Origin of the sequence: Burkholderia singularis (genome assembly GCF_900176645.1) — a bacterium.
In the GTDB taxonomy this organism is placed as follows: Bacteria; Pseudomonadota; Gammaproteobacteria; order Burkholderiales; family Burkholderiaceae; genus Burkholderia; species Burkholderia singularis.
Window position 1 is genome coordinate 1 of sequence record NZ_FXAN01000075.1, and the last position, 20,560, is coordinate 20,560.

Consider the following 20,560-nt stretch of genomic DNA (forward strand, 5'->3'; position numbering starts at 1 on the left):
CGTTCGCACGAGCCGCAACGGTGGATTCGCAATCAAAACATCAACGCCAGGCCATCACGAAACCACCGCATCTCGTCGATGAGACGGATTAATAGTGATTGGCAGGAATGCCAAGCACGTTCAGCAGACCGTTGCCCAGATTCACGAACGACGTGGTCACCACTTCGCCGATGCTGTATGCGAGCTTGCCGATCGGTGCGCCCAGACCGAGCGTCAGGACGTTACCGAGGGTTTCGCCGACTTGACCAACGGTCGCGCTCAAATTGCCAATCGCGTCGAAAATGCTGTTGCCGTTGTAATAGCCGCCGGAAACGTATGCGATTTCTTGCTGGTTGAGCTCTTGCATTACTCATCTCCAAAAAATACCAGATATCCCATCTGGCAGGGTTGTCGATCTGCAACCAATTTGCAGTTCGAATCATTTTTGTATGCATATGCCGCGGGTATCGCGGCATATGCACCGCGTTTTGATGACGGTGGTGTGTAAATGACAGAAATAAAGCGTGGCACGCGTCGAATTTCCGTGTCGAGCCGGTTTGAACTCGATTACGAAAAATAACAAAAAATTTTGCGCATGAAAGTTCGTTGACGCACAAACCGAAAGGATCGCGGGAGCGATGCTCGGCATCAGAAAAGCGATGGAGCGGACACTTTAATTTTTATCGAAAAGTAGCGCGCATTCGCCGAATAGAGAGGGGAATCTCATTTATTCCAGCGATGTTGCGTTTGGAATGCACTATATATCCCGGCTATTTGACTGAGTTGCGATACCGGCGCGATATATCAGCCATGCCATTCGGATTTTCAATTGTGCAATATAGATTAATACTTGATCCGAAACTCGGTCGATTGAGTGATTGGGGTTGCGTAAATTGGTTTATCCGGCCGCATATTCGGATCAATCCTATGCGGTGCCTATTGATACGGGAACCGTCATCGAATGGAAGGCGGCGGGAGTACCAGAAAATGACCCGGATGCGCGAACGGGCATGCGCGCCGTTCGCGCAATGCGGCTTTACGCACGCGCGGGGATATTCAGTCCGCGTGCGACGGCGGGGCGTGCAACAAACGCATCGAGCGCGCGTGCGACATGTGCATAGCGATCGAACTCGACCAACTCGCGCGCTTCATAAAAGCCAATCAGATTGCGCACCCACGGGAACGTCGCGATATCGGCGATCGTGTAGGCATCGCCCATGATCCACGCGCGCTCCGCGAGGCGGCCGTCGAGCACGTGCAGCAAACGCTTCGCCTCGTCGACATAGCGATTGAGCGGGCGCTTGTCCTCGTATTCGCGGCCGGCGAATTTGTGAAAGAACCCGATCTGTCCGAACATTGGACCAATGCCCGCCATCTGGAACATCAGCCACTGGATCGTCTCGTAGCGGCGCGCCGGATCGGCCGGAATGAATTGCCCCGTCTTGTCGGCGAGATAGAGCAGGATCGCGCCCGATTCGAACAATGCAAGCGGTTTGCCGCCCGGGCCGTGGGGATCGATGATCGCCGGAATCTTATTGTTCGGGTTCAGCGACAGAAAGGCGGGGGACATCTGGTCGTTCGTATCGAAGCGCACCAGATGAGGCTCGTAAGGCAGGCCGGTCTCTTCTAGCAAGATCGATACCTTGACACCGTTCGGCGTCGGCAGCGAGTAGAGCTGAATGCGATCCGGGTGTTGGGCGGGCCATTTCTGTGTAATCGGGAATGCGGAAAGATCGGACATGGGTGGATTTCACTCGTTCGAAGAAACCAGATGGGGCGCCGCCGGCCTGCCGGAAAAACAGGCCGATGCGCGTCCGTCAATGTAGCTGATCCGGCGCATTGTTGCTCGGTCTTCAAGAGTCGGGGCGCTCGAGGCTTGGTTGAAGCCGCCCGATGGCGGAGCGGGGCCGCGCGTGCCGTTGCCGTTCCAACGAATCGCACGGCGTTTTGTCGTGCTGCGGGCGTGTGCGGCGAGCGTCGCCTAGCCCATGCGGGCGGCGCGAAGGCGACGGTGCGCGGGCGCGCGGAAGGCCAGTCGAATGGCCGGTCGGATTCGAGCGGCAGACCGCAGCGATCGCACCGTTGCGACAACCCGCTTCAGCGCCTTCGCGGCATGCATGCCGCGGCCGTTCGCAGACAGCCGGTCTCTCACGGCAACCTGTCTGGCACGGATGCGTTACGCCGCTGTCAACGCGGTTGGGGTGCGGCCGCATGCTCGCGCAGCACCGTGATGAACGCGCGCAGCTTCGGCGGAACATGCTTGCGGTTCGCGTAGTAAAGCCACATCGGCGGCAGCGTGCGGCACGCACCGGGCAGCACTTCGCGCAGCGTGCCGCGGCGCAGGTCATCCTCGATGCGCTCGCGCATGAACACAAGCGCGATGCCCGCGCCCGCGCGCGCGGCCTCGATCACCGCGTCGGTATCGGTGCTGACGAAACGTCCCGCGATATCGATCTCCACGTCGCGGCGCCCGTCGCGCAACGGCCATTTGTGCAACCGGCCGCTCTTGGGAAAACGAAAGACCACGCACATGTGCCGTGCGAGATCGCCGACCTTCGTCGGCATGCCGTGCCGCGCGAGATAGTCGGGCGACGCGACGAGCGCGCATGTCAGCGCGGGCGCGATCTTCACGCCGACCATCCCCGGTTGCAACCGGTCCGCCAGGCGGATGCCCGCATCGAGCCGCTCCTTGACGATATCGACCAGATGATCCTCGTAGCGGATCTCGATGCTCACTTTCGGGTAGCGCTCGAAGAAATCGGCAAGCACCTCGGCCGTGACGACCCATTTCGCCAGATGCAGCGCGCTGATGCGCAAATGGCCCTCGGGATCGTCACGTGCATCGTTCAGCGCGTTGCGCGCGTCGACGACCTGCTGGTAAGGCTGCGCGACCGCGTCGCGGTAGCGCTGGCCGGCTTCGGTCAGGCTCACGCCGCGCGTGCTGCGGCTAAACAGCTTGACCTTCAATTCGTCCTCGAGCAGTCCGATCGCCAGGCTGACGGCGGCCGGCGTCAAGCCGAGCGCTGCTGCCGCACGCGTGAAATTACCGAACGTGACGACGCTCATGAAAACGTGCAGGCCACCAAGTGGATCGCGTCGTAGAGTCATTAGAAAAACTTGATACTGTTGTGAGCACAATACCGATTCTCTCAGATACCGGCGTTTCCTACACTGGGCACCAGTCGAATCGCAAGGAGCTGCCGGTGTCCACTGAACTTACCCTGGAGCGCGCGTTGCGCGTCGTCGACATCGGCATCAGCCATGCGGCACGGCTGAACGTGCCCGGCGTCGCGATCGCCGTGGTCGACGCCGGCGCGCATCTGGTTGCGTTCGCGAGGATGGACGGCGCGTTTCTCGGCGCGATCGATTTAGCGATGCGCAAGGCCGGCACGGCCGTGCGGTTTCGCACGTCGAGCGCGGCGCTTGGCCCGCTGTCGGCGGCCGATGGGCCGATTCGCACGATCGAACTCAGCAATGGCGGACTCGCGCTGTTCGGCGGCGGCCTGCCGCTGTTCGACACGCGCGGGCGCTGCGCCGGCGCCGTCGGCATATCGGGCGGCTCGGTCGACGACGACGAAGCGATCGCGCTGACCTGCGCCGAGGCGTTCGCGATCCTAATCAATACGTCACATCATTCGGAATAGGGAGTAATGACATGGCTCAGAAACGCATTCTGATCACGGGCGCGGGCTCCGGTTTCGGGCGTGAAGCCGCGCTGCGGCTCGCCGCGAAAGGCCATCAGGTGATAGCCAGCGTGCAGATCGTGCCGCAGATCACCGCGCTGCGTGCCGAAGCCGCGCGGCGCGGCGTGACGCTCGATGTCGTGAAGCTCGACGTCACGTCCGCGCGCGACCGCGCGCAGGCCGCCCATTGGGACATCGACGTGCTGCTGAACAATGCCGGCGCAGGCGAGGCGGGCGCGCTCGTCGATTTGCCTGTCGACATCGTGCGCGAATTGTTCGAAACCAACGTATTCGGCCCGCTCGAATTGACCCAGCAAATCGCGCGCGCAATGATCGCCCGGCAGCGCGGCAAGATCGTGTTCGTCTCGTCGATCGCGGGCTTGATTACCGGCGCGTACACGGGGGCGTATTGCGCATCGAAGCATGCGCTCGAATCGGTGGCCGAGGCGATGCACCAGGAGCTTGCATCACATGGAATCCAGATCGCAATCGTCAATCCCGGGCCGTACAACACCGGCTTCAACGATCGGATGGTCGAGACGCCGAGCCGCTGGCTCGATCCGGCGCGCGATGTGGCAACGCCTGCCCAATTGAAGTTTCCGCTCGATCAGTTCGATCCGGAAGAGATGATCGAGAAGATCGTCGAGGTGACGGAAAGCGACGGCGGGCTGTTGCGCAATCTGCTGCCCGCCGCGATCGAACAGTTCGTGCGCGACGAGCAGGCGCATGCTTGGACGCGTCGCCAGAACGGCGAGGCATGAAGGAGCACGAGCCCCGTCAGCAACGGCAACGGGCAGAGGCGGGCGCCCGCTGCCGTGCGTGGTTATCGTTTATCCGATCAAACGGATTCCGACCAAACGGGCCGCGCCAACGGTACGGCTGATCGCGATAGCGCGCGCGGCAATGGGCGCCGCGCGCGCTATCGCGGCGCACGGCAACGCATCCCGTGCACACGGCTGCTGACACGGGTGCCTGCGCGGCCGTCCACAATCGCGACGATATCCGGCAATGCGCCGATTACCGCGTCACGGCCAGTCTGTGCCGCAAACTCGATGGCTGCCTCAACCTTGGGCCCCATCGAGCCGGCGGCGAAGCCGAGCGTCTCGAGCACATCCGGGTGCGCGGCTTCGATGCGCGCTTGCGTCGGTTTGCCCCAGTCGACATAGGCGCCGTCGACGTCCGTTGCGATCACGAGCAGATCCGCTTGCAGTTCACGCGCGAGCAGCGACGCGCACAGATCCTTGTCGATCACGGCCTCGACGCCGCAGAGCTTGCGGTTTGCGTCGTAGCGCGTCGGAATGCCGCCGCCGCCCGCGCAGATCACGATCGCGCCGTGCTCAAGCAGCCACTTGATCGGGCGGATCTCGAAGATGCGCCGCGGCTTCGGGCTCGGCACGACGCGGCGGAACTGGCCGCCGTCGGGCGCGATCTGCCAGCCGTGCTCGCGTGCGAGGCGCTCGGCCTCGTCGCGCGAATAAACGGGGCCGATCGGCTTGGTCGGATGCGCGAACGCCGGATCGTCCGGATCGACCTCGACCTGCGTGAGAAGCGTCGCGAACGGCACATCGGGCGGCAGCAGATTGCCCATTTCCTGCTCGATCAGATAGCCGATCATGCCTTCCGTCTGCGCGCCGAGCACGTCGAGCGAATATGGCTCGACGTCCGCATACGCGGCGCTTTGCAGCGCAAGCAGCCCCACCTGCGGCCCATTGCCGTGCGCGATCACCAGTTCGTTGCCGGGGGCGATTTGTGCGATCTGTTCGGCCGCCGTCCTCACGTTTTGCCGCTGGTGGGCTTCGGTCATCGGCTGATTGCGCTGCAATAGCGCATTGCCGCCCAGTGCGATGACGATACGCATCGTGTTTCTCCTCGATTCTTAAAAGACCAACGGCAAAGCGCCGCCGCGTGACCGGCTCAAATGTCCCCGAGCGTCGCGACGAGTACCGCCTTGATCGTGTGCATCCGGTTTTCAGCCTGTTCGAATGCGATGCAACGGGGCGATTCGAATACGTCGTCCGTCACCTCGATGCCGTTTTTCAGTTGCGCATAACGCTCGACGATCTGCTTGCCGACCTTCGTGTCACAGTTGTGAAACGCGGGCAGGCAATGCATGAAGCACGTGCGCGGATTGCCGGTCGATTCGATCAACTGACGATTCACCTGATAGGGCAGCAGCGCGGCGATCCGCTCGTCCCACGCGTCGACCGGTTCGCCCATCGATACCCACACGTCGGTATGAATGAAGTCGACGCCCTTGACCGCGTCGTAAGGGTTGTCGGTCAGCGTGATCCGCGCGCCGCTCTCGGCGGCGAACGCGTTGCATTGCTCGACGAATTCGGCGGCCGGCCACAGCGATTTCGGCGCGCCGATGCGCACGTCCATCCCGAGCTTCGCGCCGATCAGCAACAGCGAGTTGCCCATGTTGTTGCGCGCGTCGCCGAGATACGCGTAGCGGATATCGTGCAGCGGCTTGTCGCTGTGCTCGCGCATTGTCAGCACGTCCGCGAGCATTTGCGTCGGGTGATATTCGTCGGTCAGCCCGTTGAAGACCGGCACGCCCGCGTATTTCGCCAGTTCCTCGACCGTCTCTTGCGCGAAGCCGCGATACTCGATCGCGTCGTACATCCGGCCGAGCACGCGCGCGGTGTCCTTCATGCTTTCCTTGTGGCCGATCTGCGACGACACCGGATCGATGTAGGTGACGTTCGCGCCTTGATCGTGCGCGGCCACCTCGAATGCGCAGCGCGTGCGGGTTGAGGTTTTTTCGAAAATCAGCGCGATGTTCTTGCGGGCAAGATGCGGCTGTTCGGTGCCGCTATATTTCGCGCGCTTCAAGTCGCGGGCGAGATCCAGCAGATAGCGCAGCTCGCGCGGGCTGTGATGAACCAGACTCAGCAGATGGCGGTTGTGCAGGTTGAAGCCCATCGAATTTCTCCGTGAATGATTGGAAATGCGTGCGGCGAAACCGCACGCATCAGGCGCTCAGTAGTCGACCGCATCGCGCAGGACAGGGCAGGTCATGCAATGGCCGCCGCCGCGTCCGCGGCCGAGTTCGCTCGAGCCGATCGTGATCACCTCGACGCCCGCCTTGCGCAGCAGCGTGTTCGTGTAGGTGTTGCGGTCGTACCCGACCACGACGCCGGGCTCGATGCAGACCATGTTGTTGCCGTCGTCCCATTGTTCGCGCTCGGCGGCGAACTCGTTGCCGCCCGTCTCGACGGTGCGCAGCGCCTTCAGGCCGAGCGCTTGCGCGACGACCTCGACGAACGGCCGCTCCTCGCGCACGATGTCGATGCCGCCGCATGCGCGATCGTCCGGGCGCAGCGTGAACGGCACGATACGTTCGACGACGTCGGGAAACACCGTGACGAGATCGCGGTCGCAGAAGCTGAATACCGTGTCGAGATGCATCGACGCGCGCGAGCTGGGCAGCCCGGCGACGATCACGCGCTCGGCCGCGCCCTTGTCGAACAGCGCTCGGGCGAGCTGTCCGATCGCCTGCTGCGACGTGCGCTCGCCCATGCCGACGAGCACGATGCCGCGGCCAAGCGGCATCACGTCGCCCCCTTCGAGCGTTGCCATTCCGTGATCGCGGTCGGGATCGCCATACCAGATGTCGAACTGTGAATCGGCGAAGTGCGGGTGGAACTTGTAGACCGCCGCGACGAGCAGCGTTTCCTGGCGGCGTGCGGGCCAGTGCATCGGATTGAGCGTGACGCCGCGATAGATCCAGCACGACGTGTCGCGCGTAAACATCATGTTCGGTAGCGGCGGCAACACGAACGACGCCCGGCCGAGATAGCCGCGAAACAGCGCCAGTGCCTTCGAATCGTCGCGGCCGGTGATGTCGCTCGCGGCGACGCCGCCGATCAGGAATTCGGCCAGCGCACGCGGCTCGAGGCTTTCCAGCCACGCGCGCACGTCGTCGACGAGACCGATGCCGACGCTGTCGGCGGTGATCTTGCGATCGAGAATCCACTTGAGCGCGACGGGATTGGAAACCGTCTCGGTCAGCAGATTGTGCATTTCGAGCACTTCGACGCCGCGCTCGCGCATCTTCGACACGAAATCGAAATGGTCGCGCTTTGCCTGATTGACCCACATCACGTCGTCGAACAGCAGTTCGTCGCAATTGCTCGGCGTCAGGCGCTGATGCGCGAGACCGGGCGAGCTGACGAGCACCGTGCGCAGTTTGCCGACCTCGGAATGGACGCCGACTTCAGGGGCATGAGTGGCTTGGGTCATATCGGATACCTCCTGGTTCAAAGGTGACTCAAAGGGTGAGCAGACCGCGTTCGAGCGCGTAGGCCGCCAGCACGGCGGCGGCAACGACCGCGGCGAAAATGAGCTTCTCGAGCGGCGTGAAGACCGGCTGGCCGACCTCGCGCTTGGCTTTCGCGAAGAAGAACGCACCCGGCGCATACAAAAGCGCCGACAGCAGCAGATATTTGATGCCGCCCGCATACAACAACCACGCCGCGTACACCACGGCGAGCGCGGCGACGAACGCGTCCTTGCGCCGCTCGCGCGTGCGTTGCGCATAGGTTTCGCCGCGAACGGTCAGAAGCAGCGCATAGGCGGCCGACCAGAAATACGGGACGAGAATCATCGACGTCGACAGATAGATCAGCGACAAATAGGTGCTCTGGGAAAAGAGCGTGATGAACAGGAACACCTGCACCATGCCGTTGGTGATCCAGAGCGCGTTCGCCGGCACGTGGTTCGCGTTCTCGCGGCGCAAAAACGCGGGCATCGTATGATCCTGCGCGGCCGAGAACAGGATCTCCGCGCACAGCAGCACCCATGACAGCAGCGCGCCCGCCAGCGAAATCACCAAGCCGATGCTGATCAGAACCGCTCCCCAGTGGCCCACCACGTGCTCGAGCACGGCGGCCATCGACGGGTTCTGCAGCTTGGCCAGCTCGGGCTGGGTCATGATGCCGAGCGACAGCACGTTGACGAGCACCAGCACGAGCAGCACGCCGACGAAGCCGATCACGGTCGCGCGGCCGACGTCGCCCCGCCGTTGCGCGCGCGCCGAGAAGATGCTCGCGCCTTCGATGCCGATGAATACCCAAACCGTCACGAGCATCGTGCCGCGCACCTGGTTGGTCACCGAGCCGAGCGACGCATTGGCGTGGCCCCAGAGATCGGCGCTGAACACATCGAGCTTGAACGCGAACAAGCAGATCAGCACGAACACCGCGAGCGGCACGACTTTCGCGATGGTCGTCACGAGATTGACGAACGCCGCTTCCTTGATCCCGCGCAGCACGAGCGCATGCACGGCCCACAGCAGCACGGATGCGCACGCGATCGCCACCGGCGTATTGCCTTGACCGAAGACCGGGAAGAAATAGCCGAGCGTCGAGAACAGCAGCACAAAGTAGCCGACGTTGCCGAGCCACGCGCTGATCCAGTAACCCCAGGCGGACGAGAAGCCCATGTAGTCGCCGAAACCCGCTTTCGCATACGCATAAACGCCGCCGTCGAGCTGCGGCTTGCGGTTCGCGAGCGTCTGGAACACGAACGCGAGCGCGAGCATGCCGGCGGCGGTAATCGCCCAGCCGATCAGCACCGCGCCCGCGCCGGCCGCGGCGGCCATGTTTTGCGGCAACGAGAAGATGCCGCCGCCGATCATCGAGCCGACGACGAGCGCGGTCAGCGCGCCGAGCCGCAACTTGCGCGCGGCGGGTTGCTCGACGATGTGGGGTACCGCTTCGGTATGGGTTGTTTCGGTCATGATTTTTCCTCGAGGATCGGCGCTCGCAGCCGGTCGCGGCGCGCACGCGGCCCCCGCGGCTTCGCATGTGGCGCGAAGCGCGTAATCGGCGGTTTGCGGCGTTGATCGGGCGGAGCGCGCTGCGGTGAAGAGCGTGCCGTGCCGGGCATGCCCGGGCGCATTCGGGCGTTGTCAGCGCAATGTCGTCATCGGTGTGCTCCTGGCGACGGCCTGTCGCTTCGATGCCGTAAATCGGCGGCGTAGCTGAAATCCCAGAACGCGAAAGTGCAGCGGGTGATTCGGCATCCTGTCCAATACATGTCGTGCCAACGGCCGCGCATTTGCGCAAGTTCGAAACTGCCGACGCCGTCGATCTCGGTTAACGCATTGGATGACGACGCCGACGGAGCGACAAACCGAATGCCGCCGCTGTGCTTTTTCGTATATTTGAAAATGAAATCCCGCAATGCATCGCGCGTGAGCGTCGGCAGGATGTTTTCGATGTAAAGCCGCATCGATTGCTCTTCAACCTCGCTTTCATTGTTTTGATTTTTCCCGATTCCGGGCCGGCGGGAAACGAGTCGAGCGGGGATCTATGTTATCGATCAAGAAATCGATAAAGGTCGATGCGGGAGGCGGGATTCGTGCTATGACGGAAAAATCGCGGGGCGGGTTTCGGTGACCGTCGCGGAACCGGCGCGCCGGCCGTTCGGCTTGCACCGCCGCGATGCCGATGTCTGACGAGTGCCGTGATGGCGATTGCCGGTGTGGGCGCGTGGGCGGGGATATCGGCGGCCACGGCAGCGGTCGTGTCGACGCTAGTTGCCGCCGCCGTTGCGCTGCCCCATGGCGGCGGGCGCGATCCGGCGGCCTGCCGTGCCGAGCGCGTCGTAAATCAGCACCGCGAGCAGCGCGACGACCAGGCCGCCTTGCAAGACAAACGCGGTATTCGACGTTTGCAGCCCGGCGATGATCACGTCGCCGAGCCCCTTGGCCGCGACGCTCGAACCGATCGTCGCGGTACCCAGATTGATCACGATCGCAAGCCGGATGCCGTTCAGGATCACAGGAAATGCAAGCGGCAGCTCGATCCACATGAGCCGCTGCAGCGCGTTCATGCCCATGCCGCGCGCGGCGTCGATCGCGTCCGCGGGCACTTCCGACAAGCCTGCGATCGTGCTTTCGAAAACCGGCAACAAACCGTATAGCACCAGCGCGATCAGCACCGGCGTCATGCCGAAGCCGACGGCGGGTACCGCGAGCGCGAGCACGGCCACCGGGGGAAACGTCTGGCCGATATGCACGACGCTGCGCGCGACCGGCAGAAATTCCGCGCCGGCGCGCCGCGTGACGAAGATCCCCGCCGCGAGCGCGAGCGCCGCGCCTGCGGCACTCGCCGCCGCGACGGTCGCCAGATGCGCAAGCGTCAGATCGAGCAGGCTCGCGCGCCGGTAGATCACGGGCGCGCCGTTGTCGGCGAACGGTGCGAACAGCGGCTCGAGCCAGTCCGGCCGCAGGAGCAGCACGGCGAGCAGCGCGAGCGCGGCGATGCGCACGGCGATATGAAACGCAGCCGCGCCGATCCGGCGTCGCGCGGCAACGGTGGGAGGCGAGCGCATCATTCCGGCCGCTTCGCTTGGGCCGCGATCGCGGCGAGCGTGATCCGCGTGGCGGGTGCGCCGTGGGCGCTGCGCACCGGCAGCGCGCTCGCGCCGCGCCACAGCAGCTCGGAAATCGCATCGCGCAAGCTGAGCGTGGGCGCGATCGGCTCCCCGGGCGCGTCGCCCGGCTCGGCAAGCTCGTCCACGCGGACGAGCGACAGCAGCCGCAGCGGCCGGTCGACTCCGGCAACCAGCCGTTCGACGACGCCCGGCCGCGGCCGCCCGAGAATCTCGGCGGGCGAGCCGGCTTGCAGGAGACGCCCGGCATCCATCACGGCGATTTGATCGCCGAGGCGCAGCGCTTCGTCGATGTCGTGCGTGACGATGACGATCGTAATCCCGAGCCGCCGTTGCAGTGCAATCAGATCGTCCTGCGCCTTGTTGCGGATGATCGGATCGAGCGCGCCGAACGGTTCGTCCATCAGCAGGATCGCCGGCTCGGCGGCAAGCGCGCGCGCGACGCCGACGCGCTGCTGCTGGCCGCCCGAGAGCTGATGGGGAAGCTTTTTCGCGTAGGTCGCGTAGTCGAGCTCGAACAGTTCGAGCAATTCGCGCACCCGCGCGTCGATACGCGGCGCATGCCAGCCGAGCAGACGCGGCACCGTCGCGATGTTGCGCTCGACGGTCCAGTGCGGAAACAGCCCGTGGCCCTGGATCGCGTAGCCGATGCCGCGCCGCAGCGTTTCGGCCGGCACGCTCGCGGTGTCGACGCCGTCGACGCGAATCGTGCCGCTCGTCGGCACGATCAGGCGGTTGATGGTGCGCAAAAGCGTCGATTTGCCGCTGCCGGACGCGCCGACGAGCGCGGTTACGGTGCCGCGCGCGACGCTCAGCGACACGTCATCGAGCGCGACGACAGGGCGGTGCCCGCCGCCGGGTTCGTCGAAATACCGGCTCACGCGTTCGATTTCGATCATCGGCGCGCTCCTTTCGCGAGTTCGGTCATCGCTTCGAACAACACGGCCGAGACGAGCGCGAGCGCGATCGTCGGCAATGCGCCGAGCAAGACGAGATCAGTGGCCGACTGGCCGATTCCTTGAAAAATGAAGGTGCCGAAGCCGCCGCCGCCGATCAGCGCGGCCACCGCAGCAAGCCCGATGTTTTGCACCAGCACGATCCGCACGCCGGACAGCATCACTGGCAGCGCAAGCGGCAACTCGATCGAGACGAGCCGCTCGCGGTCCGTCATTCCCATCGCGCGCGCGGCCTCGACGACTGCCGGCGGCACTTGCGCGATGCCGACGACGACGCTCGATACGATCGGCAGCAGCGCATACAGGAACAGCGCGATCAGCGCGGGCGTCACGCCGATGCCGGAGATGCCTAGCCTGGCCGCAAGCGGCACGTGCGCGGCAACGAGCGCGAGCGGTGCCATCAGGAGTCCGTACAACGCAATGCTCGGGATCGTCTGCACGACGTTCAGCAGCGGCAGCAGCGCGCGCTGCAGCGTGGCCGAGCGCACGCAGCCGATGCCGAGCGGCACGCCGAACGCGATCGCCGCGGCGACCGAGCCGGCGACGAGTTCCAGGTGCCTGATGGCTTCGTTGCGAAAAGTGTCGGCGCGCACGGCATATTCCTGCATCACGGACAGCCCGTCCCACGCGCCGCTCAACACGAACGCGGCGCTCGCCGCGACGGCGGCGCCGAGCGCGGCGAGCCGTTTGCCCGGCGGCAGCGCGACGCGCGCGAGCGCATCGGCGATCAGCACCGCGAATGCGAACAGCAACAGCCATGCGCCCGCCGCGGGCGACACGCGCGCAAGCGGCGTATCGGGCGTGACGAGATAAGCGGGCGCGGCGCCGAGCGCGATGCATAACGCGACGATGAGCGCGCCGCCGGCGGCCGCGCGCCATGCGGGTGGGCTGCGCACGAGCGCGAATGCCGCGCCCGCGGCCCACAGCGCGGCGAGCGCGTACCCGGCGGGCGCGGGGAACACCGCGCCGAGCGCGAGCGCCTTGCCCGCGACGATCCGGTTCGCACGCCAGGTGACGAACGGTTCGGCGAATGCGGCTATCGCAACGAGCGCGGCGATCAGCACGCCAACTTTGTCGATCCTGATACGCGGCGCGCGGGCGCCGTCCGGTGCGGGCGCGGGAGCCGGCAGGCCGCCCGCGCCCGCCGTGCGGTTCGTCATTTGACGAAGCCTTTCGTTTTCAGATAGCTCGCGGCAACGCCCGCGGCCGGCTCGCCGTTGATCTGGATCCGTGCATTGAGCGTTTGCAGCGTCTTCAGATCGAGGCTCGCGAATACGGGTCGCAGATAGTCGGCGATCTGCGGATGCGCTTTGAGCACGGCCTCGCGGATGATCGGCGCGGGCGCGTAGACGGGCTGCACGTGCTTGTCGTCGTCGAGCACGCTCAGGCCGGTTGCCGTGATGCCGCCGTCGGTGCCGTAGACCATCGCCGCGTTCACGCCGTCCGTCTGCTGCGCGGCCGCCTTGATCGTCGCGGCGGTGTCGCCGCCCGACAGCACGAGCAACTGCTCGGGCTTGAGCTTGAAGCCGTAGGTTTTTTCGAACGACGGCAGCGCGGAGGCGCTGTTGACGAACTCGGACGATGCCGCGAGTTTCACCTTGCCGCCCGCGCCTACCCATTTGCCGAAATCGCTGAGCGTGCTCACATGCTGCGCGCGCGCGACGGTGCCCAGCAGCGCGATGCCCCAGGTGTTGTTCGCGGGCGCGGGCGCGAGCCAGACGATCCGGTTCGCCGCGTAGTCGAGCTGTTTGGCGAGCGCATAACCCTGCGCCGCGTTTTTCCACGCGGGATCGTCCGCCTTGTTGAAGAAGAACGCGGCGTTGCCGGTGTATTCGGGATACAGATCGATTTCGCCGGTGGTGAGCGCCTTGCGCACGATCGGCGTCGCGCCCAGGCCGATCTTGTCGACGACGGCGATGCCGTGCGCCTTCAGCACCTGCGCGATCAGATTGCCGAGCAGACTGCCTTCGGTGTCGATTTTCGACGAGACGGTCACCGTGTCGGCGGCGTGCGCGCCGCTCGCGGCGAAGACGAGCGCGGCGGCTGCCGCAGCGGCGCGCAGGCATTGGGTGAAGCGGGACATCTTCATCAGACTGAAACTCCGGTTTATTCTGTCAAGGCAGATGAAAGGATGCGACGGCATCGCCCCGCCGCGGCAAAGCAGGGCAAAATGGCTGATCGCAAGCGGCAAGGGTGCAAGTTACTTGAGCGCGCGCGCTTTGGCAAACCGGCGCGCTTGACCATGCATGCCAAATGCGGTTTGCCGGACACTGCGGGAGACTGCGCAATTCATTCGGACAGCGATACAATCCGGCCGTCGGAGCCGCGATTCGGCTGGCCAGGCACGGCGCCGGATTGCGTCGCCTGCGTCCCACGGTGTCGCGGCGGAGGGGTTTTCCGCGGGCCTTTTCGCCGGTTGCAATCGACTTGCCATCAACGTCATCAAGGAGCGTTCATCGTGAGCAGCGATCCCCATGTCATGCGCCATAGCGCCCCGCAAAATATCTACGACGACGCTTCTTTCTTCGAAGGTTATCGCGCGTTGCGGCAAGGCGACACCGGCCTGAACGGCGCACTCGAGTTCCCCGCGCTCAAGCGTCTGCTGCCGGATCTGACGGGCCTTGCCGTGCTCGATCTTGGCTGCGGCTTCGGTGATTTCGCCCGCTACGCGCGGGCTCATGGCGCGGCATCGGTCACGGCTATCGACATTTCGTCGCGCATGCTCGAGGCCGCGCGCGAGCGTTCCGACGACCACGCGATCGTCTATTTGCAGCGCTCGATCGAAACCTACCATGCGCCTGCGCGCGCGTTCGATCTCGTCGTGTCGTCGCTTGCGCTGCATTATGTCGAGGATTACGCAGGCGTTGTCTCCCGCGTTTATGAGGCGCTGCGCTCGAACGGCCGTTTCGTGTTTTCGGTCGAACATCCGGTCTGCACCGCGTACCCGGCCGGCTGGGTGCGCGACGACGACGGCCGCAAACAGCACTGGCCTGTCGATCGCTACCGGCAGGAGGGGCGGCGCGACACGCGCTGGTTCGTCGATGGCGTGGTCAAATATCACCGGAGCATCGAGACCTACGTGAACACGCTGCTCAAAGCGGGCTTCACGCTCACGCATCTCGGCGAGCCCGCGCCCGTGCCCGAAGCGCTGGCGGTGCGGCCCGATCTCGAGTCGGAGTGCCGCCGTCCGCCGTTTTTGTTCCTCGCGGCGACGCGCGCGGGAACCTGAACCGGCGCATGGCCGATTCGGCAAACGGCCGGCGCGTGCACGACGTTGCTCTCCGATGTTTGCATGCGATGCGCGTGACGCACGGATATCCGGCGGGCATCGCGCGTGCGTCGATCGTGTTCGCTTTCGTCTGACTTGTTCGAATAGATCATTCGTCACACGTATGGCGCGCTCATAGGTGCATTCAATTGGCCATGGAATTTTGTCTGTCTTTCAATGAGCGTCCGCGCCCATGCCGTTTTGTCCGTTTTCCTCCCCCCACTGAGAGCAAACATGGTCCAGAACCGCGTCGACGAAGTCGTTCAGGCGATCGCCTTGGAAACGCACACGCCCGCTGAAGCGGTGCTCCGGTTGTATGAAGAAACGCTCGCGCAATACAGCGAGGGCGCATTGATTCGCGATTATTTGACCGTGCTCGTCGCCAAGCGCGTCAGGCAGACACTGCGGCAGCGCGACCAAGCGCATTGAGCCGGGCGCCATCGCATGCGCGGCGCGTCGTCGCCGGGCGCTGATGCCTGATTAAGTTAAACGCTGAATACGTAACCACGAATTCAGCGCGAGTTGATTCGACATCCCAACTATCCGAATTCTCGACGATGTCGAATCGATGACGCTGCACGGACGTCTGCGGCCCGGCAGATCGTTCTTGACTATTCACAGCCCGCCGCCTAGCTTAATTTCAAAACCGCATGCCGTGCATCGCTGCTGCCGCGGCATCGATCGATAGCTGCTTTGCTCAAGGGGCCCATCATGTATGGGATGGTCGCTGCATCAAAACAGACCGTGTCGCTCATTCGGTCTCGGGCCTCTGGTCATCCCAATTCCTTCGATAACCCGTTGCGACAATTCACTGCTTCGCCGCATCGCCGCGCGAAGATGGGGGAAACGCGTGCCAGTGCCGGCCGCCTTGTCGAACGGGCCGTTGTCTTGCGAATCGATCCGCTCGCTTCGTAACGATCCGTTGTCCGTTGGCCTGCGCCGGTAAGCCGGGCTGGCTGCTTGAACCATCAGCGCTGTACGGCGTCCGCAGGGTGGGCTGCATGGGCGCCGAGTTCGAATGGAGGTGTGCGATGCCTGTTGCCGTCACCTATCCCGGCGTCTACGTGCAGGAAATTTCGAGCGGCGTGCGCACGATCGCCGGCGTTGCAACGTCGATTGCCGCGTTCGTCGATTTCTTTGCCGCGGGACCGATGAACCGGGCCGTGCCAGTGTTCAGCTTCGCGGATTTCGAGCGCCAGTTCGGCGGCCTCGATGCGCGTAGCGAAGCGAGCTACGCGATTCAGCAGTTCTTTTTGAACGGCGGCACCGAAGCCTACGTCGTGCGTGTGTCGTCCGTTACGCCGGGCAACGCGGCGGTGGCGGCGGCGATCGCGATGGCGGCCGCGCCGGGCGATGCGCAGGAGGTATTGACTGCGACCGCGGCCAGCGCTGGCATAAGCGGCAACGGCCTGCGCATCGAGATCGATTACGCCGCGGCGGACCCCGGCACGCAGTTCAACCTGCGCGTCACGCAGCTCAATCCGGACGGCAGCGCGGCCGCCAGCGAAACGTTCCGCAACCTGATCGTTTCGGCCGGCCAAGCAAACGACGCGGTGGCCACGGTCAATGCCGGATCGCAGCTGATTCGGCTTGCCGCATCGGCGAGCGGGCAGGGCAAGCGCCCCGCGCGCACCGGCACCGTGAGCGGCACGATCGGCGATATCGGCGCGCTGAAGCTTGCGAAGACCGACACGGTCGACGTGACGTTGAGCGGCCACGCACTCGGCACCACCGACGCATTGGGCGATCCCGCGCCGACGACGATCGACGCGCTCGCGCAGAAATTGCAAGGCCTGTTGCGCGGCCTGACCAAGGACGGCGCCAAGCCGCTCGCGAACGCGACGGTCGGCGTGGTGCGGCTGTCGCCGGCGCAGCAGTATCTGGTGGTGAAGGCGGGCACGCCGGTGGCCAGCGACGTGGTCGGCCTGTCGAACAGCGCCGATGGCCTCGCGAAAAAGCTCGGCTTCCAGCCCACGGACCAGAACGTTCAACAATACGCGCTCGGTGGCGCCGCCGTGCAGGATCAGTTTCTGCCCGTCGATCCGACGTCGACGACAACGCCGCCGGCACGCGTGCAGCAAGCGGGCAGCGACGGCACGCTCGACATGAACGCGGACGCGGCCGGCTTCGCCGGCGGGCTGCTGGGCGACGCGGCAAAGAAAACCGGCATGCAGGCGCTGCTCGACGTCGATTTGTTCAACATTCTGAGCGTGCCCGCGACGATGAACCTGCCCGACGATCAGGCGCTGGCCGTTGCGATGGGCGCGATCGAGCTGTGCACGGCGCGGCGCGCGATGTATCTGCTCGACGTGCCGCAAGCCGATGCGAACCGCGATACGGTGCCCGCGATCATGCAGTGGCTCGACGCGAACGCGACGCTGCGCAGCCGCAACGCCGCACTCTATTTTCCGCGCGTCGATATTCCCGATCCGATCAACGCCTACCGGCCGCGCCAGGTATCGCCAAGCGGCACGGTCGCGGGCCTGTGGGCGCGCACCGACGCCGCGCGCGGCGTATGGAAGGCGCCCGCGGGCACCGAGGCGAATCTTGCCGGCGTGCGCAAGCTCGAGTACACGCTGACCGATCCGGAAAACGGCGTGCTCAATCCGCTCGCGATCAATTGCCTGCGCGTTTTCGCGCAGACCGGGCCGGTTTGCTGGGGCGCGCGCACGCTCAAGGGCGCCGATCAGATCGCCGACGATTACAAGTACATTCCGATCCGGCGGCTTGCGCTATACATCGAGGAGAGTCTTTTTCGCGGCACGCAATGGGTGGTCTTCGAGCCGAACGATACGCCGCTTTGGGCGCAGATCCGGCTCAACGTCGGCTCGTTCATGCAGACGCTGTTCCGGCAGGGCGCGTTTCAGGGCGCTACGCCGCAGCAGGCGTACTTCGTTCAGTGCGACGCGAGCACGAATCCTCAAGTGACGATCGATCAGGGAATCGTCAACATCGTCGTCGGATTCGCGCCGCTCAAGCCGGCGGAGTTCGTCGTGATCACCGTCCAGCAGATCGCCGGACAACTGGCGAGCTGAGGAGGCATCATCATGGCCGAATTCACCGTCAACGCGCAGCGCTTCGATCCGTACAAGAACTTCAAGTTCAGGATCAAGTGGGATGGCAAATATGTCGCCGGCGTCAGCAAGGTCGGCATGCTCAAGCGCACCACCGAGGTCGTCAAGCACCGCGAGGGGGGCGATGCGTCGACGAGCCGCAAATCGCCTGGGCGCACCGAGTTCGAAGCGATCACGCTGGAGCGCGGCGTCACGCACGATGCCGAGTTCGAAGCATGGGCGGGCAAGGTGTGGAGCGTCAATCACGGGCTGGGCACCGAAGTGTCGTTGAAGGATTTCCGCAAGGACATCCTGATCGAGCTGTATAACGAAGCCGGCCAGCTGGCGATCACCTATAAGGTGTACCGCTGCTGGGTGTCCGAATATCAGGCGCTGCCCGATCTCGATGCGAACGCGAACGCGGTCGCGATCCAGCATATCAAGCTCGAGAACGAAGGGTGGGAGCGCGACGTTTCGGTTTCCGAACCGACTGAGCCGAGCTTCACGCCGCCTGCGCTCGGCTGAGCGCGCGGCGCCCCTTATTCTCGATGACGGAGTGCGCAATGGCGCATGCGATAGTCGATCGTCCGCCGATGGCCGGCGCCGGTGCGTCCGCCCCCTATGCGGCGATCGCGCCCGCCGCGGCCGACATGCTGGAGGCTTGGGAGCGCGGCCGCGCGTGCGATGCCGTCGAACGCGGGCTGATCCTGTTGTCGCTGGCTTGCCCGCACTGGCCTGAACGGGCGCTGATCTCGACGAGCCTGGGCGAGCGCGACCGGCATTTGCTCGCGCTGCGCCGCGCGATGTTCGGCGCGCGGCTCGCGGCGCTCGCATCGTGCGACGCCTGCGGCGAGCCACTCGAACTCGACGTGCCGATCGACGCATTGCTCGCGGCGCTGCCGCCTGCGCTCGAGCACGATCCGCTCGCGTGGCGGCGCGGCGATGGCATCGAGCTGCGCATGCGCCCCCCCGACAGCGGCGATCTGCGCACGGCCGCGCACGACGCCGGCGAAGACGGCGGCGATGAAGCCGCGGCGCGCGCGCTGCTGCGCGGCTGCATCGTTTCGGCGCGGCGCGACGGTGAGCCGTTGGACATCGCCGCATTGTCCGACGATGTGCTCGACGATGCCGCGCAACACCTCGCGCATGCCGATCCGCACGCCGATTTGCGGCTCGCGGCGATTTGTTCGGCGTGCGGCGCGCGCTCGCATGCGCCGCTCGATATCGTGGCTTACCTTTGGTCGGAGCTGGACGCATGGGCCGGGCGCACGCTATGGGAAATCCATACGCTCGCGTGCGCCTACGGCTGGCGCGAGCATGACGTGTTGTCGCTCGGCCCCGCGCGCCGCGCGACGTACTTGAGCCTGGTGCTCGGATGAACGGCTATCTCGTCACGTTGGTTTCGCGCGCTCGCGGGCATGCCGCGCCGGTTCATGCGCGTCCGCGGCTGCGGTCCTGGTTCGAGGGCTGGCCCGATGCGTTCGCGCCGGCTGCGCCGCAACAGGCAGATGCAAGCGCGCCGCAACCGGCAATGTACGGCGCGCGCGACGGTTCGCGGCCATCCGGCGAGCCGCGCGCGGCGGCACAGCCGGAGCCGGGGCGCGGCGAGGGCGGCGCGGATGCGCTCGACGCATTCGGCACGCCGCGCATGCGGGCATCGGCATCGAGTGCGGCACGCGGGCACGGCGAGCCTGCGCAATCGGCATGGCAAGCGGATACGGCAAGCGCCGTGACGCCGGCTGCGGGCTTCGCCGGGCGGCCAACGCAACGCGCCGCGCCGAGCGACGAGCACGAGCCGCTTCAATCGTTTCGCTCGCCGAATCATCATGCGGCAGACGACAACCCGATCGCGCATGCGCCGCGCTCGGCCGCGGCCATGCCGGACGCGCATGATCCGGCTTCTGTCCGACCGGCGCGCACGGTCCCCCACGCGCAGCCCGCGCGCGCGACGCCTGCGAATACGTCCGTCCACGCATCGGCGCAAGCTCTGGCGGCATCGCCGCACCCGATTGCCGCGCACGCGCCGCCACGCGCGTTCGACGCCGCGTCGCGCGGCGCGCGTGCCGAAACGACGGTCGTCGTCAACATCGGCCGCGTCGAAGTGCGCGCGACGCCTCAGTCGAACGCGTCCCGTGCGCACGACGCGCACGGTGCGCCTCGCGCGATGACGCTCGACGAATACCTGCGCCGCCACGGCGGGCGATGACGCTGTGCCTATCG

Annotated in this window: 19 protein-coding genes; 8 read left to right on the top strand and 11 right to left on the bottom strand. The window is 65.2% G+C overall.

From position 1 onward, the window contains the following. Positions 1–88 precede the first annotated feature (88 nt). The 3 genes from BSIN_RS16820 to BSIN_RS16830 all read right to left on the bottom strand — a co-directional run bounded on the left by BSIN_RS16820 (position 89) and on the right by BSIN_RS16830 (position 3,087). Positions 89–346: a hypothetical protein gene (locus BSIN_RS16820; protein ID WP_089341348.1), complete on the bottom strand. Its 258-nt coding sequence runs from the start codon at positions 344–346 to the stop codon at positions 89–91. 669 nt (positions 347–1,015) lie between these two features. Further along, positions 1,016–1,720, bottom strand: coding sequence for a glutathione S-transferase N-terminal domain-containing protein (locus BSIN_RS16825; protein ID WP_089341349.1), 705 nt, complete (start codon positions 1,718–1,720; stop codon positions 1,016–1,018). Positions 1,721–2,166: 446 nt separating this feature from the next. Further along, positions 2,167–3,087, bottom strand: a complete 921-nt coding sequence (locus tag BSIN_RS16830) for a LysR family transcriptional regulator (protein ID WP_069234487.1) — start codon at positions 3,085–3,087, stop codon at positions 2,167–2,169. Between the two features lie 95 nt (positions 3,088–3,182). On the opposite strand from BSIN_RS16830, the gene BSIN_RS16835 reads away from it, so the two are divergent. Further along, positions 3,183–3,623 (top strand): GlcG/HbpS family heme-binding protein, encoded by a 441-nt coding sequence (locus tag BSIN_RS16835; RefSeq protein ID WP_089341350.1) that lies wholly within the window; start codon positions 3,183–3,185, stop codon positions 3,621–3,623. An 11-nt stretch (positions 3,624–3,634) separates the two neighbouring features. After that, positions 3,635–4,423 carry an SDR family oxidoreductase gene (locus BSIN_RS16840; RefSeq protein ID WP_089341351.1) on the top strand — a complete coding sequence of 263 codons (789 nt, stop codon included), beginning with the start codon at positions 3,635–3,637 and terminating at the stop codon, positions 4,421–4,423. A 158-nt stretch (positions 4,424–4,581) separates the two neighbouring features. Here BSIN_RS16840 and arcC read toward each other — a convergent pair whose 3' ends face one another. The 8 genes from arcC to osmF form a co-directional block, all read right to left on the bottom strand. Then, positions 4,582–5,520, bottom strand: a complete 939-nt coding sequence (gene arcC / locus BSIN_RS16845) for a carbamate kinase (protein WP_089341352.1) — start codon at positions 5,518–5,520, stop codon at positions 4,582–4,584. A gap of 56 nt (positions 5,521–5,576) precedes the next feature. Continuing rightward, positions 5,577–6,587 (bottom strand): ornithine carbamoyltransferase, encoded by a 1,011-nt coding sequence (locus tag BSIN_RS16850; protein WP_089341353.1) that lies wholly within the window; start codon positions 6,585–6,587, stop codon positions 5,577–5,579. Between the two features lie 57 nt (positions 6,588–6,644). Next, positions 6,645–7,907, bottom strand: a complete 1,263-nt coding sequence (arcA, locus tag BSIN_RS16855; protein WP_089341354.1) for an arginine deiminase — start codon at positions 7,905–7,907, stop codon at positions 6,645–6,647. A gap of 28 nt (positions 7,908–7,935) precedes the next feature. Continuing rightward, entirely contained in the window at positions 7,936–9,405 is a 1,470-nt protein-coding gene (gene arcD / locus BSIN_RS16860) for an arginine-ornithine antiporter (RefSeq protein ID WP_089341355.1), read from the bottom strand. A 797-nt stretch (positions 9,406–10,202) separates the two neighbouring features. Beyond that, positions 10,203–11,006: an ABC transporter permease gene (locus BSIN_RS16870; protein ID WP_089341357.1), complete on the bottom strand. Its 804-nt coding sequence runs from the start codon at positions 11,004–11,006 to the stop codon at positions 10,203–10,205. Next, complete coding sequence (locus tag BSIN_RS16875; protein ID WP_089341358.1) at positions 11,003–11,962, bottom strand: ABC transporter ATP-binding protein; 960 nt, start codon at positions 11,960–11,962, stop codon at positions 11,003–11,005. Before BSIN_RS16875 ends, BSIN_RS16870 begins: the two co-directional genes overlap by 4 nt. Further along, on the bottom strand, positions 11,959–13,179 hold the full coding sequence (locus BSIN_RS16880; RefSeq protein ID WP_089341359.1) for an ABC transporter permease: 1,221 nt from the start codon (positions 13,177–13,179) through the stop codon (positions 11,959–11,961). The genes BSIN_RS16875 and BSIN_RS16880 overlap by 4 nt, the downstream gene beginning before the upstream one ends. Further along, entirely contained in the window at positions 13,176–14,108 is a 933-nt protein-coding gene (gene osmF, locus BSIN_RS16885; RefSeq protein ID WP_089341360.1) for a glycine betaine ABC transporter substrate-binding protein OsmF, read from the bottom strand. Before osmF ends, BSIN_RS16880 begins: the two co-directional genes overlap by 4 nt. A 369-nt stretch (positions 14,109–14,477) precedes the next feature. Between osmF and BSIN_RS16890 the strand changes: the two genes are divergently transcribed. From BSIN_RS16890 to BSIN_RS16915, 6 genes are all read left to right on the top strand, one after another. Next, positions 14,478–15,248 carry a class I SAM-dependent methyltransferase gene (locus BSIN_RS16890; RefSeq protein WP_089341372.1) on the top strand — a complete coding sequence of 257 codons (771 nt, stop codon included), beginning with the start codon at positions 14,478–14,480 and terminating at the stop codon, positions 15,246–15,248. A 273-nt stretch (positions 15,249–15,521) separates the two neighbouring features. Further along, positions 15,522–15,716, top strand: a complete 195-nt coding sequence (locus BSIN_RS16895; RefSeq protein WP_069234477.1) for a DUF3562 domain-containing protein — start codon at positions 15,522–15,524, stop codon at positions 15,714–15,716. Between the two features lie 602 nt (positions 15,717–16,318). Continuing rightward, positions 16,319–18,322, top strand: coding sequence for a phage tail sheath C-terminal domain-containing protein (locus BSIN_RS26540; RefSeq protein ID WP_089341373.1), 2,004 nt, complete (start codon positions 16,319–16,321; stop codon positions 18,320–18,322). A gap of 12 nt (positions 18,323–18,334) precedes the next feature. After that, positions 18,335–18,865 carry a phage tail protein gene (locus tag BSIN_RS16905; RefSeq protein ID WP_069234475.1) on the top strand — a complete coding sequence of 177 codons (531 nt, stop codon included), beginning with the start codon at positions 18,335–18,337 and terminating at the stop codon, positions 18,863–18,865. Positions 18,866–18,903: 38 nt separating this feature from the next. Beyond that, positions 18,904–19,719, top strand: a complete 816-nt coding sequence (locus BSIN_RS16910) for a hypothetical protein (protein ID WP_089341361.1) — start codon at positions 18,904–18,906, stop codon at positions 19,717–19,719. Further along, a complete protein-coding gene (locus BSIN_RS16915; protein WP_089341362.1) occupies positions 19,716–20,546 on the top strand; it encodes a hypothetical protein in 831 nt (276 codons plus the stop codon). Before BSIN_RS16910 ends, BSIN_RS16915 begins: the two co-directional genes overlap by 4 nt. The last annotated feature ends 14 nt before the right edge of the window (positions 20,547–20,560 follow it).

Excerpts from the sequence above, each read along its gene's own strand:
- arcC (WP_089341352.1), bottom strand. The coding sequence starts at position 5,520 with ATGCGTATCGTCATCGCACTGGGCGGCAATGCGCTATTGCAGCGCAAT.
- BSIN_RS16895 (WP_069234477.1), top strand. The coding sequence starts at position 15,522 with ATGGTCCAGAACCGCGTCGACGAAGTCGTTCAGGCGATCGCCTTGGAA.
- BSIN_RS16830 (WP_069234487.1), bottom strand. The coding sequence starts at position 3,087 with ATGACTCTACGACGCGATCCACTTGGTGGCCTGCACGTTTTCATGAGC.
- BSIN_RS16840 (WP_089341351.1), top strand. The coding sequence starts at position 3,635 with ATGGCTCAGAAACGCATTCTGATCACGGGCGCGGGCTCCGGTTTCGGG.
- BSIN_RS16915 (WP_089341362.1), top strand. The coding sequence starts at position 19,716 with ATGAACGGCTATCTCGTCACGTTGGTTTCGCGCGCTCGCGGGCATGCC.
- BSIN_RS16875 (WP_089341358.1), bottom strand. The coding sequence starts at position 11,962 with ATGATCGAAATCGAACGCGTGAGCCGGTATTTCGACGAACCCGGCGGC.
- BSIN_RS16905 (WP_069234475.1), top strand. The coding sequence starts at position 18,335 with ATGGCCGAATTCACCGTCAACGCGCAGCGCTTCGATCCGTACAAGAAC.
- BSIN_RS26540 (WP_089341373.1), top strand. The coding sequence starts at position 16,319 with ATGCCTGTTGCCGTCACCTATCCCGGCGTCTACGTGCAGGAAATTTCG.
- BSIN_RS16825 (WP_089341349.1), bottom strand. The coding sequence starts at position 1,720 with ATGTCCGATCTTTCCGCATTCCCGATTACACAGAAATGGCCCGCCCAA.
- BSIN_RS16850 (WP_089341353.1), bottom strand. The coding sequence starts at position 6,587 with ATGGGCTTCAACCTGCACAACCGCCATCTGCTGAGTCTGGTTCATCAC.
- BSIN_RS16910 (WP_089341361.1), top strand. The coding sequence starts at position 18,904 with ATGGCGCATGCGATAGTCGATCGTCCGCCGATGGCCGGCGCCGGTGCG.
- BSIN_RS16820 (WP_089341348.1), bottom strand. The coding sequence starts at position 346 with ATGCAAGAGCTCAACCAGCAAGAAATCGCATACGTTTCCGGCGGCTAT.
- arcD (WP_089341355.1), bottom strand. The coding sequence starts at position 9,405 with ATGACCGAAACAACCCATACCGAAGCGGTACCCCACATCGTCGAGCAA.
- osmF (WP_089341360.1), bottom strand. The coding sequence starts at position 14,108 with ATGAAGATGTCCCGCTTCACCCAATGCCTGCGCGCCGCTGCGGCAGCC.
- BSIN_RS16880 (WP_089341359.1), bottom strand. The coding sequence starts at position 13,179 with ATGACGAACCGCACGGCGGGCGCGGGCGGCCTGCCGGCTCCCGCGCCC.
- BSIN_RS16870 (WP_089341357.1), bottom strand. The coding sequence starts at position 11,006 with ATGATGCGCTCGCCTCCCACCGTTGCCGCGCGACGCCGGATCGGCGCG.
- arcA (WP_089341354.1), bottom strand. The coding sequence starts at position 7,907 with ATGACCCAAGCCACTCATGCCCCTGAAGTCGGCGTCCATTCCGAGGTC.